The sequence below is a fragment of the Pseudomonas sp. NPDC088322 genome (assembly GCF_044740745.1).
GTDB classification, from domain to species: Bacteria; Pseudomonadota; Gammaproteobacteria; order Pseudomonadales; family Pseudomonadaceae; genus Aquipseudomonas; species Aquipseudomonas shirazensis.
Window position 1 is genome coordinate 1 of the sequence record NZ_JBIURK010000010.1, and the last position, 18,772, is coordinate 18,772.

Consider the following 18,772-nt stretch of genomic DNA (forward strand, 5'->3'; position numbering starts at 1 on the left):
CTGAAACTTCTAACTCTTTGAAACTCAAGGAGTTTTCCGCTCCAACTACGCTGGAAGTGGGGCGCATTATAAGGGCTCACAGGAATGCGTCAAGCACTAATTCAACACGTTGCAATATTCTTGTAACAGAGGTGATGAACAGCGCACGCCACCCACAGAAGCATGCTCAGTCTTAAAGGACGCCCGCCGCGCGCAGCTGCCGCACTGCCTGTTCATCCAACCCAAGCAGCTCGCTCAGCACAGCCTCGGTGTGTTCCCCTAATAGAGGCGGCGCCTGGCGATACTCCACCGGCGTCTCGGACAGCCGAATCGGGCTAGCCACCTGCGGCACGCTACCTGCGAGTGGATGTGGGATACTCAGCGCCAGCCCTCGGGCCAGCACCTGCGGGTCCTGGAACATCTGCGCCAGGTCATTGATCGGCCCACACGGCACGCCGGCCAACTCCAATTGCGCAACCCACTCGGCCGTCGTCTTGAACACCGTCGCCTGACGGATCAGCGGAATCAGCTCAGCGCGATTGGCAACGCGCTGCTTGTTGGTGGCAAAGCGTGGATCGTCCGCCCACTGCGGCTGACCAGCTACCTCGGCAAACTTGCGGAACTGCCCGTCATTACCCACGGTGAGAATGAAATCGCCATCGGCAGTAGGGAAGTCCTGATACGGCACTATATTAGGGTGCGCATTACCCAGGCGCCGCGGTGCATTGCCGGTGGTGAGGTAATTCATCGCCTGATTGGCCAGGCAGGCAACCTGCACATCCAGCAGGGCCATATCTATATGCTGGCCGACGCCAGCCTGATCGCGATGGGCGAGGGCGGCCAGAATCGCTACGGTGGAATACAACCCGGTAAGAATATCCGTCAGCGCTACGCCAACCTTGACCGGCCCCGCACCCGCTTCCCCTTCGGGCCGGCCGGTCAGGCTCATCAGCCCGCCCAGCCCCTGAATCATGAAATCGTAGCCAGCACGCTTGGCATAAGGCCCGGTTTGGCCAAAGCCTGTGATCGAGCAATAGATAAGCCTGGGGTTGACCGCCTTCAAGCTTGCGTAGTCTAGGCCATAGGCCGCCAGCCCACCGACCTTGAAGTTCTCGATGACGATATCCGACCGGGCCGCCAGCTCACGCACCAGGCGCTGGCCCTCCGGCTGAGTGAAGTCGATGGTCACCGAACGCTTGTTACGGTTCGCCGACAGGTAATAAGCAGCCTCGCTGGTGTTCTCGCCATAGGCGTCCTTGAGGAAAGGCGGCCCCCAGGCGCGAGTATCGTCACCCGCACCTGGCCGCTCGACCTTGATCACGTCGGCGCCAAGGTCAGCGAGGATCTGCCCGGACCATGGCCCGGCCAGTACACGTGAAAGGTCCAGCACCCGCAGATGGGAAAGCGCACCCATGGCCCGGCTCCTCTATTAATAGAACGCCTGGATACCGGTCTGGGCGCGGCCAAGAATCAGCGCATGGATGTCATGGGTGCCTTCATAGGTGTTGACCACCTCAAGGTTGACCAGGTGACGCGCCACGCCGAACTCATCGGAAATGCCATTGCCACCGAGCATGTCCCTGGCCAGTCGCGCGACCTCCAAGGCCTTGCCGCAAGAGTTACGCTTCATGATCGAGGTGATCTCGACGGCTGCGGTGCCTTCGTCCTTCATCCGCCCAAGGCGCAGGCAGCCTTGCAGGCCCAGGGTAATTTCAGTCTGCATATCAGCCAGCTTTTTCTGGATCAACTGGTTGGCTGCCAGCGGGCGGCCAAATTGCTGGCGGTCGAGGGTGTACTGACGTGCGGTGTGCCAGCAGCTTTCGGCTGCGCCCAACGCGCCCCAGGAGATGCCGTAGCGGGCCGAGTTGAGGCAGGTGAACGGGCCCTTCAGGCCGCGCACCTCTGGGAAGATGTTTTCTTCAGGGACAAACACGCTGTCCATGACGATCTCGCCGGTAATCGAGGCGCGCAGGCCAACCTTGCCGTGAATCGCCGGTGCACTCAGGCCTTTCCAGCCCTTTTCCAGAATAAAGCCACGGATATCACCGGCGTCATCCTTGGCCCAGACCACGAATACATCAGCGATCGGACTATTGGTGATCCACATCTTGCTGCCGCTCAGGCTGTAACCGCCCTCGACCTTGCGCGCACGGGTGATCATCGCCCCCGGATCAGAACCATGGTTAGGCTCGGTCAGGCCAAAGCAGCCGATCCATTCGCCACTGGACAACTTGGGCAGGTATTTCTGCTTTTGCGCTTCGCTGCCAAATTCGTTGATCGGCACCATCACCAGCGACGACTGCACGCTCATCATCGACCTGTAGCCGGAGTCGATGCGCTCCACCTCGCGGGCAATCAAGCCATAGCACACGTAGTTCAAGCCGCTGCCACCGTACTGCTCTGGGATGGTCGCGCCGAGCAGGCCGACTTCACCCATTTCACGGAAAATCTTCGGGTCGGTCTGCTCATGGCGGAACGCCTCGACCACGCGCGGCGCCAGCTTGTCCTGGGCGAACTGATAAGCGCTGTCGCGGACCATGCGCTCCTCTTCAGTGAGCTGCTGATCGAGCAGCAACGGGTCGATCCAGTTGAAGCTAGCTTTACCGGCCATGAACGTAATCCTCGAATAGGGGGCAGGGCAGTAGGGTCATGGAATGATCCTAGGCCCGATCATCAGCCACGACAAACGACTATTACGCACCTACTAGTGACATTTCGTCACTCCGTATATCCTCAGCATTCGTAATTGCTGCACATATAAGTGAGGTTGACGTACATGCGGCGCAAGATCCCCAGCACGACTGCCCTGATCTGCTTCGAGGCAGCAGCTCGCCACGAGAGCTACACCAAAGCCGCCCTTGAGCTGGCCCTGACCCAAGGCGCCGTGTGTCGCCAGATCGCTGCGCTGGAGGCGTTTCTCAACGTCGAGCTGTTTCGCCGCTCCAGGCGCGGGGTGCAATTGACCGAGGCCGGCTTGTCTTACAGCCGTCAGGTCAGCACTCAGTTGGATGCTGTCGAGCGCGACACCTTGTCGGTGATGCGCCAGCAGGGCGCCAATGTGATCGAGCTGGCGGTGGTCCCGACCTTCGGCACCCAATGGTTGCTGCCGAGGTTGAAGGACTTTCAACAGCGTCATCCCGAGGTGACCGTCAACCTGACCAACCGCACCCGGCCATTCCTGTTCGCCGACACCGCATTCGACGCAGCGATCTATTTCGGCGATGGCGACTGGTCAGGCACCGAGTCGCACCGACTGATGAGCGAGAACCCATTACCGGTCTGCAGCCCCTCACTGCTGCAGGGCCAGCTGGAACTGAGCGCTAAGCAGATCGCCGAGCTGCCTTTACTGCAGCAGACCACCAGACCCTACGCCTGGCGGCAATGGTTCAGCAGCCTGGAACTGAACATCGAGCGCGACATGACCGGTCCGCGCTATGAGCTGTTTTCGATGCTGGCTCAGGCGGCCATGCATGACATGGGCATCGCCCTGATTCCCCCATTCCTGATTCAACAAGAGCTGCAGCAGGGCAGGCTGGTGGTCGCTAACAGGCATGCGCTGTCCAGCACCAAGGCCTACTATCTGATGATTCCCGAGCGCAAGGTCGCTTCAGCTTCACTGCGCGCGTTCCGAGATTGGCTGGCAGAGCAAGCCCGTATTTACGTAGAGACGCACGGCACAAAGCAGACAAATTGACCCTGTAGTCAAATATTTTAAACACCTACAGATATACTGTTATGTCGCATATATGAAAACTGTAATGCTGGCTGCCTAAATCACTATAAACCCAGTAAAGACGGGGCTTTCAGCGTCTTTTACGACCTCGAGCATGCTAGCTGCGAAATCACTAAAAAATAATTCGTTTTATCGTCTAATCTTCCAAAAGCCCGTACTAGAGCGCCCCCGGCCGGTTACTTGCGACATACGGTCACAGGGTGACTTGTAGTTATGCATCGGTATCACTCCAGAATCGGTTGATGGCCGCTGTGTTCCTCTGCAAAATGCTTCGCCCGCCCGGGATTCGGCGGGTTCGAGCCTTATGGCTGCGTCGCTGGCGTTGCGGTGTTGACCGTGCGCCTGCTGGCTTAAATAACGATAAGAAGGTCCGCAGGAGAAAAGTCGTGCACATTGGTGTTCCTCTCGAGACGCAGACGGGCGAAACGCGGGTCGCTGCGACCCCCGATACCCTCAAGAAGCTGGTTGGCCAAGGCCATCAGGTCACCGTCCAACGGGGGGCCGGGCTTAACGCCAGCATTCCGGACAGTGCCTATGAAGCCGCAGGCGCCACCCTTGGCAGCGCTGCCGATGCCTTTGGCGCGCAACTGGTGCTCAAGGTCGTTGCGCCGTCTGATCAGGAGCTGGCCCTGATCAATCGCGGCAGCCTGCTGGTAGGCATGCTCAACCCCTTCAACAGCGAACTGATCGGCAAGATGGCCGAATGCGGGATTACCGCCTTCGCCCTCGAAGCGGCGCCGCGTACTTCGCGGGCGCAGAGCCTCGACGTACTGTCGTCGCAGGCCAACATTGCCGGTTACAAGGCGGTGCTGTTGGCAGCCCATCATTACCCGCGTTTCATGCCGATGCTGATGACGGCGGCGGGTACGGTGAAAGCCGCCCGCGTGCTGATCCTCGGCGCCGGTGTAGCCGGCCTGCAGGCGATCGCTACTGCCAAGCGTCTGGGCGCGGTGATCGAGGCGTCGGATGTGCGTCCGGCAGTCAAGGAGCAGATCGAATCGCTCGGCGCCAAGTTTCTCGATGTGCCGTTCGAAACCGATGAAGAGCGCGAATGCGCTCAAGGCGTCGGCGGCTATGCGCGACCAATGCCGGCCAGCTGGATGCAGCGTCAGGCGCAAGCCGTGCACGAACGCGCCAAGCAGGCCGACATCGTCATCACGACCGCATTGATCCCGGGCCGCAAGGCTCCCACCCTGCTCAGCGCCGAGACCGTGGCGCAGATGAAGCCCGGCTCGGTGGTTATCGACCTGGCTGCAGCGCAAGGCGGCAACTGCCCGCTGACCGTGGCCGACCAGGTCGTGCTGGAGCATGGCGTGACCATCGTCGGCCCGACCAACCTGCCTGCCCAGGTCGCGGCCGATGCTTCGGCGCTGTACGCACGCAACCTGCTGGACTTCATGAAGCTGCTGTTCGACAAGGACGGTGCGCTGGTGATCAACCTCGAAGATGACATTGTTGCTGCGTGCCTGATGTGCCGCGACGGCACTGTCATCCGCAACAACGGTTAAGGAGCACAGCTATGGAAGACATGTTGATTTCCCACGGCATCTACAACCTGATCATCTTCGTGCTGGCCATCTACATCGGTTACCACGTGGTCTGGAACGTGACCCCGGCACTGCACACACCGCTGATGGCGGTGACCAACGCGATCTCGGCGATCGTCATTGTCGGCGCCATGCTCGCTGCCGCCCTGACCGTGACCCCAGCAGGCAAGATCATGGGCACCCTGGCCGTGGCCCTGGCCGCGGTCAACGTCTTTGGTGGCTTCCTGGTCACCCGGCGCATGCTCGAGATGTTCAAGAAGAAAACCAAGAACGAGGCGCAGAAGTAAGCATGAGCATGAATCTGGTAACGCTTCTCTACCTCGTCGCTTCGGTCTGCTTCATTCAGGCATTGAAGGGCTTGTCACACCCGACCACATCACGCCGCGGCAACCTGTTCGGCATGATCGGCATGGGCATCGCCATGCTCACCACGGTGGGCCTCATCTACAAGCTCGGCGCCGAGCTGGCCACTGCCGGTATCGGCTATGTGCTGCTGGGTCTGCTGATCGGCGGCACTGCCGGCTCGATCATGGCCAAGCGCGTCGAGATGACCAAGATGCCTGAGCTGGTCGCCTTCATGCACAGCATGATCGGCCTGGCGGCGGTGTTCATCGCTATCACCGCCGTGCTTGAACCGCAATCGATGGGCATCGTTGCTGCGATCACTGATCCGATCCCGACCGGCAACCGCCTGGAGCTGTTCCTCGGCGCTGCCATCGGTGCGGTGACGTTCTCCGGCTCGGTAATCGCCTTCGGCAAGCTTTCGGGCAAGTACAAGTTCCGCCTGTTTCAGGGTGCACCGGTACAGTTCGCCGGCCAGCACAAACTCAACCTGATCCTGGGCCTTACTACTATTGCCCTCGGCCTGCTGTTCACCTTCACCGGCCACTACAGCGCGTTCACCCTGATGCTGATTCTGGCGTTCATCATGGGCGTGCTGATCATCATCCCTATCGGCGGTGCCGACATGCCGGTGGTGGTATCGATGCTCAACAGCTACTCAGGCTGGGCCGCGGCCGGTATCGGCTTCTCGCTGAACAACTCGATGCTGATCATCGCCGGTTCGCTGGTCGGTTCGAGCGGTGCGATTCTCTCGTACATCATGTGCAAGGCGATGAACCGTTCGTTCTTCAACGTAATCCTTGGCGGCTTTGGCGGCGCAACCGACAGCGGCGCAGCAGCCGGCAGTCAGGAGCAACGCCCGGTCAAATCCGGTTCCGCTGATGATGCGACGTTCCTGCTGAGCAATGCCGACACCGTGATCATCGTACCGGGCTACGGCCTGGCGGTGGCGCGCGCGCAGCATGCGCTCAAGGAGTTGACCGAGAAACTTATCCACAACGGCGTGACCGTCAAATATGCGATCCACCCGGTGGCAGGGCGCATGCCTGGGCACATGAACGTGCTCCTGGCCGAAGCCGAAGTGCCTTACGACCAGGTGTTCGAGATGGAAGACATCAACGCCGAGTTCGGCCAGGCCGATGTGGTGCTGGTGCTGGGCGCCAACGACGTGGTCAACCCGGCGGCGAAGAACGATCCCAAGTCGCCCATCGCCGGCATGCCGATCCTTGAGGCATACAAAGCCAAGACCGTCATCGTCAATAAACGCTCGATGGCCAGCGGTTATGCCGGTCTGGACAACGAGCTGTTCTATCTGGACAAGACCATGATGGTGTTCGGCGATGCCAAGAAGGTCATCGAAGACATGGTCAAAGCCGTCGACTAAGCCGCTGCTATATAGATAGTCAAAAACCCCCGGAGCTGTATGACCGGGGGTTTTTGCATTTGCCTGATCCAGATCAACGGCGCGGCGCCGAGGCCGCTCATACGACCATGGTCGTGGGACGGAGCAGGGCGAAATCACTAGACTGCGCATCTAGCTTGAGTAGCCTGAGATAACAATCCATGTACCGTGATCGTATCCGCTTGTCCTCCCTGCACAGCAAGGTAATGAGTGCGGCCGATGCCGCTGCCCTGATCGAGGACGGCATGACCGTCGGCATGAGCGGCTTTACCCGCGCCGGCGAAGCCAAGGCCGTGCCGCACGCACTTGCCGAGCGCGCGAAGACCTCGCCGCTGAAAATCACGCTGATGACCGGCGCCAGCCTGGGCAACGACCTCGACAAGCAGCTGACCGAAGCCGGCGTACTCGCCCGGCGCATGCCGTTTCAGGTCGACAGCACACTGCGCAAGGCGATCAACCAAGGCATGGTGATGTTCATCGACCAGCACCTGTCGGAAACCGTCGAGCAACTGCGTAACAAACAGCTGCCGCTGCCGGACATTGCCGTCATCGAAGCGGTCGCGATCACCGAACAGGGCCACATCGTGCCGACCACCTCGGTGGGCAACTCGGCCAGCTTCGCCATTTTCGCCAAACGGGTGATCGTCGAGATCAACCTGTCGCACAACCCCAACCTCGAGGGTTTGCATGACATCTATATCCCAAGCTACCGGCCGACCCGCACGCCAATCCCGCTGACCAAGGTCGACGACCGTATCGGCAGCCCGGCGATTGCCATCGACCCGGCCAAGATCGTCGGCATCGTCATCAGCAATCAGCCCGACTCGCCGTCTACTGTGCTGGCTCCGGATGACGAGACCCAGGGCATCGCCAACCACCTGATCAACTTCCTCAAGAGTGAAGTCGAAGCAGGGCGCATGACCAACAAGCTTGGCCCGCTGCAGGCTGGCATCGGCAACATCGCCAACGCGGTAATGTGCGGCCTGATCGACTCGCCGTTCGAAGAACTGACCATGTACTCCGAAGTACTCCAGGATTCGACCTTCGACCTGATCGACGCCGGCAAACTGAGCTTCGCGTCAGGCAGCTCGATCACCCTGTCGAGCCGACGCAACGCCGATGTGTTCGGCAACCTCGAGCGCTACAAGGACAAACTGGTCCTGCGCCCGCAGGAGATCTCCAACCACCCTGAAGTGGTGCGGCGTCTGGGCATCATCGGCATCAACACAGCGCTCGAATTCGACATTTATGGCAACGTCAACTCGACCCATGTCTGCGGCACGCGGATGATGAACGGCATTGGTGGCTCGGGTGACTTCGCCCGCAACGCGCACCTGGCGATCTTTGTCACCAAGTCGATCGCCAAAGCGGGCGCGATCTCCAGCGTAGTGCCGATGGTCAGCCACGTCGACCATACCGAGCACGACGTCGACATCCTCGTCACCGAGCAGGGCTTGGCCGACTTGCGTGGCCTGGCCCCGCGCGAGCGGGCTCGGGTGATCATCGACAACTGTGTCCATCCCGATTACCGGGCGGCGCTGAACTATTACTTCGAGCGCGCCTGCCAGCGCGGCGGACACACGCCGCACATTTTGCGCGAAGCGCTGAGCTGGCATGAAAACCTGGAAGAAACCGGGCGCATGCTGGTCGGCTGACTGCAAATGAGTAGGCTGGTTTGACCTCCTACGAAGCCGCGTCGTGTACTTTTTGCCTCAGGCAGAAGGTGCTCGACGCGGCTTTGTGCTGCCTGAGTGCTTGGCAAGCAAACGCAACAAAACAGTTTGAATGCTTTAACTTAATTAAACTGTACTACTGTACCGGTAAATACTGACCCAATCGGCAAGTCAGGCAGACCCAACAGCCATAAATGCACCATAATGATGCGCACCAGTACAGTTTCGCCAATTAACAGTGCAACAGTCGTGTTATGCAGTTAACTGAACCCGCCCAATACAAGTGAACTGTACCTACTGTTATGGACACAAGAGGAGGATCATTGGCATCAGTTAAATCACTACCTAATGCCGCCACAAGCGGAAGGAAGACATATCATGGAACGCACCCTCAGTTCCGGTCTGGTTTTTGAAAGCAACAGCCAATCCAACACCTCGCTGCCTCTGCGCGCTTTGTCCACTCTGCTCCTGTGGCAGCGTCGCATCGCCAGCCGCCGTCAACTTGCTCGCCTGGATGGTCGCCTTCTGGCTGACGCCGGTATCAGCGAGTCGCAGCGTTACGAAGAGCTGAGCAAGCCGTTCTGGCGCTAAGCTCCGGCTTGCCGGCCCAGGCCGGCACCGAGAATTCCTGAAACCCGTCATAGGCAACTGTGACGGGTTTTTTGTTTTTACGGCTGATACATGACTCCATATCTCCGCAACCAGTACAATTTAATGAATTGCGGTTTATACCAGTACAGTTTGCACCTATGCTGCGTCACATCCAGAAACAGCAACGCGTGATACGCTTGCGCTAACGGCCGGTGAAATAAAGTACCGTTACAGGCCGAGTGAGCGTCCGATAACCACAAGCACACCGCCCTTATCTGCAGGAGTCATCGCCATGTCCCGTAACCACTTGCTGGGCGCCGCCCTGTTGCTGACCCTGACTGGCACAGCCAATGCCACCAGCTTCATCGTCACCACCGATGCCGTAGTCGGCGCCGTTGCTGCCACTACCGATGCCACCTCCGACGTGACCTCGTCATTCCGTGACGACAAGATCGTCAAGGCTGCGCGCGACGATGCCGCCAGCTTTGTGGGCAGCGAAGGTGTGATTCGTGGCGCCAAGCTGGAAAGCGCTTTCCGTCACATCCGCCAGCAGGCGCCAACCCTGCAGGCCAGTGATGCCCAACTGGCGCAGGCGATCCTCGCCCTGTAACACCGCCCTGCGGCACACCCGGGTGCACTGGCTCTGCGCCGTGTATTCGGGTTAGCCTTCGCCCTCCGAGTTCAAGCCTGCCAAACCCATGCGTTATCTTTCGCCATTGCTGATTGCCCTCGCCGGGATGGGCAGCGCCCATGCCATGGATGTCTCGACCCAGAGCCTGGTTGTCACTGGCTACGTCACCAGCAAGGTGACCAGCGCACCGTTCGATCGCAAGCTGATGGTGCAGGCCCGTGATGATGCCGCAGCCTTTGTTGCCACCGACGGTCTGATCCGTGGTGTACGCCTGCAGGCGGCACTGCGCACCTTGCGCCATCATGCTGGCTATCAATCTGCTGACGACCTTGAACTGGCAGAAGCAATTCTCGTCCAATGATTCAATTCGACTCCCTGTATTAGTTTGGAGATGCTCCATGCGTAAATCGCTGATCGCCGCTTCCCTCGGCATGCTGCTCCTGGCCGACCTGGCCCATGCACAGACTCTGGTGGCTACCAGCAATATCATCGTCCGCGCCTTTGGCCGTTCGATCGATTTCACTTCTGATACCACCACTTCGATCCGCGACTCGAAGATCGTTCAGGATGCCCACGACGACGCCGCCAGCTTCGTTGCCAGCCGCGGTGATATTCGCGGTGCACAGCTTGAAGCGGCACTCAATACCATTCGCCAGCGTGTGCCTGAAGCACGCGACGCCAGCGATCAGGTGCTCGCCGAAGCTATTCTCGCGCTGTGAAGCGTATGCGTGCCTGGCTGCTGGGCAGCGTCCTGACGCTGCTGGGCGCGCCCGCCCTGGCCGACCTGCAGCTCGATCTGCAGGCTGACGGGCTTGACCAGCAACAACAGCAAGCCACCCAGGCGCTGCTTGATGAAGCGCTGGCAAAGCTGCCGCCGCGGTTCAAGCAGCAGCTGGATCGGCGCGTGCAGGTCAGCTGGAGCGAGCACATGCCCGCCGACGCTTATGGCCAGGCCTCGCTGGTGTCCACGCTTGACCTGAACCGGCGCTTGCTGCCCGCGCTTGCCGATGGCAGCGCGGCCACCCAGGCCACCGGCCGGCCGCACGGCACGGTACGCCAGGAGCTGCTGGCCACCGTCCTCCACGAACTCACCCATATCTATGACCGCGCCCGCCTGTGGCCCAGCGCCGATCGCCTGCTGATCAACCGCTGCAAGCGCCAACAGGACACGCTGGGCAAGATCGGCCTGCCAGAGGAATGCCGCGGCGAAGGCGAACGACGCTTCACCCTCAGCGATGACCCACGCCTGCTCGACCTGGCCGGCTGGCCGCAGTATGTCGGCCGCCGCGGCGAGCGCGAACAGCACAACAACCAATTGGTGCGCAGCCCCGACAGTTATGAGCTGAGCAGCCCGAAGGAATACGTGGCGGTCAACATGGAGTACTTCCTCCTCGACCCAAGCTACGGCTGCCGCCGGCCGGCCCTCAATCAGTATCTGCGTGAGCACTTTGCCTGGGCGCCGCAACAGAACGAATGCGCGAAAACCCTGCCATTCATCAATGCCGGCAATGACTTCGCCCGCCAGCCGCTGGGTGAAATCGACCCCGAGCGGGTCTACGAAATCGACTACCTGCTGGCCGAGGCCAACCAGAACCTGGTCAGCCGCTGGGGCCACAGCATGCTGCGCCTGGTGATCTGCGCACCGGGCCGGCCACGTGGCCCGGATTGCCGGCTGGATCTGGACCAGAGCCTGGTGCTGTCGTACCGCGCCTTCGTCAACGATGTGCAGCTGTCCAGCTGGTCTGGCCTGGTCGGCGCTTATCCGTCACGGCTGTTCGTTCTGCCGCTGAACCAGGTGATCGACGAGTACACCAAGACCGAACTGCGCAGCCTTGCCTCGGTGCCGCTCAAACTCAGCCGCGCTGAAGTCGAAAACGTCGTGCGTCAGGCGGCAGAGATGCACTGGAGCTATGACGGCAACTACTGGTTCCTGTCCAACAACTGCGCAGTCGAAGGACTCAAATTGCTGCGCAGCGGCAGCGCCAACCCGCGCCTGAAAGACCTCGACAACATCATGCCTAACGGCTTGCTCGAGGTGCTCAAAGGCCGCGGCCTGGCCGATACCAGCGTGCTTGAGGACCGCCGCGAGGCACTGCGCCTGGGCTATCGCTTCGACTCCTACCGCGACCGCTACCAGGCCATGTTCGACGTGCTCAGAAAGCAGTTGCCGGTCAAGCAGGTCGAAGTTGAAGACTGGCTGGCGCAAGATGCCGAACAGCGCCAGCCATGGTTCCAGCGGGCCGATCTGCGCACCAGCGCGGCATTGCTGCTGCTCGAACAAGCGGCGCTGCGCCGGCAGTTGCTGCTGGCCCAGGACGAGGTCAAGCAGCGCTACCTGAATTCCACCGCGCTGAAGGACGGCACGGTCGACAAGGCCAACGCCACCTTGCAGCAGATGCTGGCCAATAGCGGCTTCCTCAGCCGCCCGGCAGAGCTGCTGGGCACCGATGGCTACGGCTTGCCGCAACCCGACGAGCGCAAACAGCTGGAGCAGGTTAGTCGTGAGCGGCAGGCGCAGTTGTTGCGCCTGAGCACCGACCTCGATACCGAAGTTCGCGCCTTGCTCGATCCGGCGCGCGGCAAGGAGATCAAAGCGGTGGAAGCCAACGTCAAGCAGATCGGTGAGCACCTGCGCGCCCTGCACAAAGCAGCTGGCGGCTTGCAACTGCCCTGAACAGAAGCCGCCGTTACCAGCAACGGCGGCTTACAGCGCTTCTTCGGCTTCTTCCGGCAACTGTTCATCCAGATGCAGCCAGGCTACCCGGCTGCTGGTCCAGATATGCCGATTGGCCTGGACTCGCTCTGGCTGATCCAGGGTTGCCACGGTCACATCGATACTCTGCGGGCTGTGCTCAGTGCTCAGGGCCACATGCGCGCCACAGTCGCCACAAAAAAACCGACTGCAACTGGCAGGCGCCACATACAGCCGCGGCCGCCCCTTGAGCCAGCGAAAGTCGCGCCTGGGCAGGGTGATCCAGGTCACCACCAGGCCACCGCTGACGCGCCTGCAGATCGAGCAATGGCAATGCGCAACATCGTTCAGATCGCCCGCCAGGCGATACCTGATGGCGCCGCAATGGCAGCCGCCCTCGACAAACTCAGACATGATTACCTCTCGTCACCTTGGCGCCAGCGAAAGCTGGCTGAAAGCTTGCGCTCATAGGATAGCCCCCACTACCGGCACAAGACCGGTCAGCCAGGGTACCCGGACCAGTCCGCACCCGGCCCAATCAACAACAACAATGGTGATTCTGATGTCTTCCTGTGTCCGCCTCTTCGCAGTACCCCTCCAGCTATTCCAAGCACAGCGCCCCACGCGCTGATCCGCCCGAAGCATTTTTTTTCATTCGTCGCGCCACGCCTGGAGTACTGCCATGCTGACCTTCCTCGGCTTTGCCATGGTCATCACCTTCATGTACCTGATCATGACCAAGCGCCTCTCGGCCTTGATCGCGCTGATCCTGGTACCGATCCTGTTCGCCCTGTTCGGTGGCTTCTCCTCCGAAATCGGCCCGATGATGCTGCAAGGCATCACCAAGCTCGCGCCAACCGGCGTGATGCTGATGTTCGCCATTCTCTACTTCGCCCTGATGATCGACTCCGGTCTGTTCGACCCGGCTGTGCGGCTGATCCTCAAGGCGGTCAAGGGTGACCCGCTGAAAGTCTCGGTCGGCACCGCAGTGCTGGCCCTGGTGGTCTCGCTCGACGGCGACGGTGCAACCACCTACATGATCTGCTGCGCCGCCATGCTGCCGCTGTACAGCCGCCTGGGCATGAGCCCGCGGATCATGGCCGGCCTGATCATCCTCGCGGGCGGGGTCATGAACATGACGCCATGGGGCGGGCCGACCGCTCGCGCTGCTAGTGCCCTGCATGTAGACCCGTCCGACATCTTCGTACCGATGATCCCGGCCATGGCCTTCGGCGTGGTGGCGATCCTGGTCATCGCCTACATGTACGGCAAGCGTGAGCGGGCTCGCCTGGGTGAACTGCACCTGCCGACCGACGACATCGACCACAGCGCTATCAGTGTGTCGCAGTTCCCTGAAGCACGCCGGCCGAAGCTGATCTGGTTCAACGGTGCCCTCACCTTGGCCCTGATGGTCGCGCTGATCGCTGGCCTGCTGCCACTGCCGGTGCTGTTCATGGTTGCCTTCAGCATCGCCATGATCGTCAACTACCCATGCCTGCAACAGCAGAAGGACCGCATTGCGGCCCACGCCGGCAGCGTGCTGGCAGTGACCGGGCTGATTTTCGCCGCGGGTATCTTCACCGGCATCCTGTCCGGCACCGGCATGGTCGACGCCATGTCGAAAAGCCTGCTGGCAGTCATCCCGGACGCACTCGGCCCGTACCTGGCTGTGATCACCGCCCTTGTCAGCATGCCGTTCACCTTCTTCATGTCCAACGATGCCTTCTACTACGGTGTGCTGCCGGTGCTGGCCGAAGCGGCCAGCCACTACGGCATCACCCCGGTGGAAATGGCCCGCGCGTCGATCGTCGGCCAGCCGGTGCATCTGCTCAGCCCGCTGGTACCCTCGACCTACCTGCTGGTCGCGCTGGCCGGCATCGAGTTCGGCGATCATCAGCGCTTCACGCTCAAGTGGGCAGTGCTGGTGTGCATGTGCATAATGCTCGGCGCACTGCTGCTGGGGACTTTCCCGCTGTTCAGCAGTCTCTAATTCATAAGCCCCATCGCGCTGCGTCCCTATCGGGCGCAGCGCCTTTTTACGTTTGAAGGAATACATATGGAATGGCTGACCAGCCCAGAAATCTGGGTCGCCTTTTTGACCCTGACGGCACTTGAGATCGTCCTCGGTATCGACAACATCATCATGATCTCGATTCTGGTCAGCCGCATGCCCAAGCACATGCAGCCGCGTACCCGGATCTTCGGCCTGGCCCTGGCCATGGTCACGCGGATCCTGCTGTTGCTGTCGATCACCTGGGTAATGCGCCTTACCGCCGACCTGTTCGAAGTGTTCGGCCAGGGCATCTCCGGGCGCGACCTGATTCTGTTCTTCGGTGGCCTGTTCCTGCTGTGGAAGAGCTCGCAAGAGATCTATCACGGCCTGGAAGGTGAAGACGAGAGCAGCGACGGCCCGAAAGGCGCCGGGGGCAAGTTCCTCTACACCATCATCCAGATCGCCATCATCGACATCGTGTTCTCGCTGGACTCGGTGATCACTGCAGTCGGCATGGTCTCGCACGTACCGGTGATGATCGCCGCGATCGTCGTGGCGGTGCTGGTGATGATGCTCTGCGCTGGTGCTATCAGTAACTTCATCGACAAGCACCCGTCGCTGAAGATGCTCGCGCTTTCGTTCCTGATCGTCGTCGGTACCGTGCTGATCGCCGAATCTTTCGATGTGCATGTGCCGAAGGGCTATGTCTACTTCGCCATGGCGTTCTCGCTGGCGGTAGAAGCCATCAACATCCGTATGCGTACTGCCCGTGCACGCAAGGAAGGCGCCGAGCCTGATGCGGTGAAGCTGCGTAAGGACGTGCCTGGTCAGTAAGCCTGGCAGTTGCAGATAAAGGCCCTTCGGGGCCTTTTTTGTGGGCGGCGCCCCGGCGCTCCTGCACCAGTGAAATGTTTCAAATAGGTTTCAGCCATGCCAAGCTGGCAGCAGACGCACAAAACGACTAAAGCTTGAGTGAGCACTGGGAAAACCACCCAGCCCCGGGCCAGGCTCACGGCTTCATTTTTTGGCCCCGTCTTGGGGCAATTGCAACGGGGGCCTTGCCTATGCTGACTCTGCTCAATCTGCTCTCGGCGGTCGCGCTGCTGGTGTGGGGCACGCACATCGTGCGTACCGGGATCCTGCGGGTGTATGGCTCAAACCTGCGCCGGGTGATCAGCCAGAACATGAGCAAACGCCCGCTGGCGTTTCTCGCCGGCATCGTCGTCACGGCCATGGTCCAGAGCAGCAACGCCACTGCCATGCTGGTGACCTCGTTCGTCGGCCAAGGCCTGATGGCGATGACCCCGGCGCTGGCAATCATGCTCGGGGCCGACGTCGGCACCGCGCTGATGGCCAGGGTGCTGACCTTCGACCTGTCGTGGCTGTCGCCCCTGCTGCTGTTCATTGGGGTGATCTTCTTCCTCTCGCGCAAGCAGACTCGCCTCGGCCAGATGGGCAGGGTAGCGATTGGCCTTGGCCTGATCATCCTGGCCCTGCAACTGATCGTGCAGGCGGCCACGCCGATCACCCAGGCACAAGGGGTCAAGGTGCTGTTCGCCTCGCTGACCGGGGATATCCTTCTCGACGCCCTGGTCGGCGCCCTGTTCGCGATGATTTCCTACTCGAGCCTGGCGGCTGTTCTGCTCACCGCAACCCTGGCCGGCTCGGACCTGATCAGCCTGCCGGTGGCCATCGGCCTGGTGATCGGCGCCAACATCGGCAGTGGCTTGCTGGCCTTTCTGACCACCAGCATGCAGAACTCGGCAGGCCGCCGGGTGGCACTGGGTAGCCTGCTGTACAAACTGATCGGCCTGCTGCTGATGATCCCGGTGCTGCACCCGCTGGTCGACTGGATGGACACCCTCAAGCTCAGCCCGCAGGAACTGGTGATCGGCTTCCACCTGCTCTACAACACGCTGCGCTGCGTGCTCATGCTGCCGACCGTGACGCCGATGGCGCGGCTGTGCAACTTCCTCCTGCCGGAGCGCGAAAGCAGCAACGGCCAGATCCGCCCGCGCCATCTCGACCCGTCCGCGCTGCAAACGCCAAGCCTGGCGCTGGCCAACGCCGCCCGCGAAACCCTGCGCCTGGGCGACATCGTCGAGAGCCTGCTCGAGGCCATGCTCGCCGCCTTGCGCGGCACTCAGACCGCATTGCCGCAGCAGGTCCGCGCCTACACCGAAGACGTCGACGCCCTGTACAGCGCGATCAAGCTGTACCTGGCGCAGATGGACCGCGAGGACCTCAGCGCCCAGGACAACCGGCGCTGGGCCGAGATCATCGAGATCTCGGTCAACCTGAAGATGGCCAGCGACCTGGTCGAGCGCATGCTGCGCAAGGTCCAGCAGCAAAAGACCTCACAGCGCCGCGAGTTCTCCCAGGTCGGCCTGGAAGAGCTGACCGGCCTGCAGGAACAACTGCTGGCCAACCTGCGCCTGGGCCTGTCGGTGTTTCTCAGCGCCGACCCGGAAAGCGCGCAGTTGCTGCTCCGTGAGAAACGCCGCTTCCGCGCCCAGGAACGGCGCCTGGCCCACGCCCATGTAAGCCGTTTGCAACGCAAAGTGGTGCAGAGTATCGAGACCAGTTCACTGCATCTGGAGCTGATCGCCGACATGAAGCGGTTGAACTCTTTGTTCTGCAGCAGTGCCTATGTGGTACTGGGCGGCTCGGACACCGGCGGGCTGATGCTCGACAGCGTGCCAGACGAAGCCCGCCAGCCCTGACCTGCACCACCTGGAGACCCCTGCTCGCCTATGCGTAGCCTGATGTTGATTTGCCTGCTGATCTGCAGCCTGCCGACCCTGGCCCTCGACCGCTCCAAGGTCGAAGGCTACCTGTTGCCCAACGGCCTGCAGGTCATCCTCAAATCCGGCTACGAGCGCGACCATGTCGCGATCCGCCTGATTGTCGGGGTCGGCCTCGATGACTTCGAGTGCGACCAGCGTGAGCTGCCGCACCTGCTCGAGCACCTGCTGTTCAGCGGCATCGATGAAACCGGCGAGGGCGGCCTGGAAGAACGCATGCAGGCACTGGGCGGCGAATGGAATGCCTACACCAGCAGCGCCGACACCACCTTCGTGATCGAGGCCCCGGCGCGCAACCAGCGCAAAGTGCTCGACCTGCTGCTGGCGGCCGTTCGCGATACCAAAATCGATGCCAAGGCCCTGGCCACTGCCAAGCAGATCATCGAGCGTGAAGACGGCGGCCACTACGGCCACCTGCAACGTTGGCTCGACCGCCAGGACATCGGCCATCGCGCCAGTGACCAATTGGCAGTCGAGCTGGGGCTGAAATGCCCGGCGCGCTCCAACCTCGACGACATGACTCTTGAGCAAGTGCAGGCTCTGCGCGACCACTGGTACGCAGCCAACAACATGACCCTGATCGTGGTCGGCGGCCTTGACCGCTTGCTGCCGGCCTATCTCGAACGCAGCTACGGCGAGCTGCCGGCGACCGAGCCCGGCGAGCGGCGTAACCTCGACAGCATCAGCCAACAGGCCGAGCAGCGCCGCGATCTGACCCGCGGCTGGCTGGGCGACAGCGTCAAACTGCACTGGCTGTTCATCGAGCCGGTGCTGGACAGCGGCCACGAGCAGACCCTCGACCTGGTTTCGCGTTACCTGGAGTGGGCAGTCTACGACCAGCTACGCCTGCGCCACGGCCTGTCCTACGGGCCTTCGGTGCAGCGTGAAAGCTTCGGCGACAGCGGCATGCTCAGCCTCAACGCCGACCTCGAGCGCGAAGACCTCAACGCAGCGATCAAGGTGTTGCAGGAGCTGTTCGAGCACCTGCGCAAAAACGGCCTCGACGCGGATACCTTTGCCCGCATCAAGGAAGCCGCCATCGCCCGCGAGAGCTGGAACAGCCAGGGCAACAGCGCCTTGGCCGACTATTACTGGGGCGCTTTGAACAACTACACCGACGGCCGCTTCAGCGACCCGATCCGCGCATTACGCCAGGTCAGCCTGAAACAGGCCGACGCCGCCTTGCAGGAGTTGCTCAAGGAGCCGGGGTACGTGCGCATCGAGCAGCCGCTGCTTGGCTATGACGAACTGTACGGCCTGGTGGCTTTGCTGCTCGGTGTGATTCTCGCCCTGGGCCTGCTGCGCCGTCGCCGTCACACACCGACCAAGCCCAGCGGCGCTACACGCCAGCGCTGATTCAGCGGTATCCTGTGCAGAGCCATCGC

17 protein-coding genes are annotated in these 18,772 nt (G+C 61.3%); 14 read left to right on the forward strand and 3 right to left on the reverse strand.

The annotated features are described in order from the left end of the window. Positions 1 to 172 precede the first annotated feature (172 nt). Together ACIOAU_RS22850 and ACIOAU_RS22855 are read right to left on the reverse strand one after the other, a co-directional pair. Positions 173 to 1,393 carry a CaiB/BaiF CoA-transferase family protein gene (locus ACIOAU_RS22850; RefSeq protein ID WP_150573236.1) on the reverse strand — a complete coding sequence of 407 codons (1,221 nt, stop codon included), beginning with the start codon at positions 1,391 to 1,393 and terminating at the stop codon, positions 173 to 175. Positions 1,394 to 1,408: 15 nt separating this feature from the next. Next, a complete protein-coding gene (locus ACIOAU_RS22855; protein ID WP_101322669.1) occupies positions 1,409 to 2,590 on the reverse strand; it encodes an acyl-CoA dehydrogenase in 1,182 nt (393 codons plus the stop codon). Between the two features lie 165 nt (positions 2,591 to 2,755). On the opposite strand from ACIOAU_RS22855, the gene ACIOAU_RS22860 reads away from it, so the two are divergent. The 10 genes from ACIOAU_RS22860 (at position 2,756) to ACIOAU_RS22905 (ending at position 12,572) form a co-directional block, all read left to right on the forward strand. Further along, the gene (locus ACIOAU_RS22860; protein ID WP_220632809.1) at positions 2,756 to 3,673 is read left to right on the forward strand and encodes a LysR family transcriptional regulator; all 918 of its coding nucleotides are present in this window, start codon (positions 2,756 to 2,758) and stop codon (positions 3,671 to 3,673) included. 425 nt (positions 3,674 to 4,098) lie between these two features. Continuing rightward, positions 4,099 to 5,220: a Re/Si-specific NAD(P)(+) transhydrogenase subunit alpha gene (locus tag ACIOAU_RS22865; RefSeq protein WP_150570240.1), complete on the forward strand. Its 1,122-nt coding sequence runs from the start codon at positions 4,099 to 4,101 to the stop codon at positions 5,218 to 5,220. Positions 5,221 to 5,231: 11 nt separating this feature from the next. Next, positions 5,232 to 5,546, forward strand: a complete 315-nt coding sequence (locus ACIOAU_RS22870; RefSeq protein WP_101322672.1) for an NAD(P) transhydrogenase subunit alpha — start codon at positions 5,232 to 5,234, stop codon at positions 5,544 to 5,546. Positions 5,547 to 5,548: 2 nt separating this feature from the next. Then, positions 5,549 to 6,985: an NAD(P)(+) transhydrogenase (Re/Si-specific) subunit beta gene (locus tag ACIOAU_RS22875; protein WP_101322673.1), complete on the forward strand. Its 1,437-nt coding sequence runs from the start codon at positions 5,549 to 5,551 to the stop codon at positions 6,983 to 6,985. Between the two features lie 179 nt (positions 6,986 to 7,164). Next, positions 7,165 to 8,658 carry an acetyl-CoA hydrolase/transferase family protein gene (locus ACIOAU_RS22880; protein ID WP_401184788.1) on the forward strand — a complete coding sequence of 498 codons (1,494 nt, stop codon included), beginning with the start codon at positions 7,165 to 7,167 and terminating at the stop codon, positions 8,656 to 8,658. Positions 8,659 to 9,054: 396 nt separating this feature from the next. Continuing rightward, positions 9,055 to 9,267 (forward strand): DUF1127 domain-containing protein, encoded by a 213-nt coding sequence (locus ACIOAU_RS22885; protein WP_101322675.1) that lies wholly within the window; start codon positions 9,055 to 9,057, stop codon positions 9,265 to 9,267. Positions 9,268 to 9,559: 292 nt separating this feature from the next. Continuing rightward, positions 9,560 to 9,877: a DUF2388 domain-containing protein gene (locus tag ACIOAU_RS22890; protein WP_101322676.1), complete on the forward strand. Its 318-nt coding sequence runs from the start codon at positions 9,560 to 9,562 to the stop codon at positions 9,875 to 9,877. A gap of 88 nt (positions 9,878 to 9,965) precedes the next feature. Continuing rightward, entirely contained in the window at positions 9,966 to 10,259 is a 294-nt protein-coding gene (locus ACIOAU_RS22895) for a DUF2388 domain-containing protein (protein WP_101322677.1), read from the forward strand. 37 nt (positions 10,260 to 10,296) lie between these two features. Further along, positions 10,297 to 10,617: a DUF2388 domain-containing protein gene (locus ACIOAU_RS22900; protein WP_101322678.1), complete on the forward strand. Its 321-nt coding sequence runs from the start codon at positions 10,297 to 10,299 to the stop codon at positions 10,615 to 10,617. Next, positions 10,614 to 12,572, forward strand: a complete 1,959-nt coding sequence (locus tag ACIOAU_RS22905; RefSeq protein WP_220632810.1) for a DUF4105 domain-containing protein — start codon at positions 10,614 to 10,616, stop codon at positions 12,570 to 12,572. Before ACIOAU_RS22900 ends, ACIOAU_RS22905 begins: the two co-directional genes overlap by 4 nt. Before the next feature lie 30 nt (positions 12,573 to 12,602). Here the strand turns inward: ACIOAU_RS22905 and ACIOAU_RS22910 are convergent, their stop codons facing one another. Next, positions 12,603 to 13,004: a GFA family protein gene (locus ACIOAU_RS22910; protein WP_150570243.1), complete on the reverse strand. Its 402-nt coding sequence runs from the start codon at positions 13,002 to 13,004 to the stop codon at positions 12,603 to 12,605. Between the two features lie 268 nt (positions 13,005 to 13,272). On the opposite strand from ACIOAU_RS22910, the gene ACIOAU_RS22915 reads away from it, so the two are divergent. The 4 genes from ACIOAU_RS22915 (at position 13,273) to ACIOAU_RS22930 (ending at position 18,743) form a co-directional block, all read left to right on the forward strand. After that, on the forward strand, positions 13,273 to 14,580 hold the full coding sequence (locus ACIOAU_RS22915; RefSeq protein WP_101322682.1) for a CitMHS family transporter: 1,308 nt from the start codon (positions 13,273 to 13,275) through the stop codon (positions 14,578 to 14,580). Between the two features lie 66 nt (positions 14,581 to 14,646). Further along, positions 14,647 to 15,417, forward strand: coding sequence for a TerC family protein (locus ACIOAU_RS22920; RefSeq protein ID WP_101322683.1), 771 nt, complete (start codon positions 14,647 to 14,649; stop codon positions 15,415 to 15,417). Positions 15,418 to 15,647: 230 nt separating this feature from the next. Next, positions 15,648 to 17,306, forward strand: a complete 1,659-nt coding sequence (locus ACIOAU_RS22925) for a Na/Pi cotransporter family protein (RefSeq protein WP_150570244.1) — start codon at positions 15,648 to 15,650, stop codon at positions 17,304 to 17,306. Positions 17,307 to 17,336: 30 nt separating this feature from the next. Then, a complete protein-coding gene (locus tag ACIOAU_RS22930; protein WP_150570245.1) occupies positions 17,337 to 18,743 on the forward strand; it encodes a pitrilysin family protein in 1,407 nt (468 codons plus the stop codon). Positions 18,744 to 18,772: the final 29 nt, after the last annotated feature.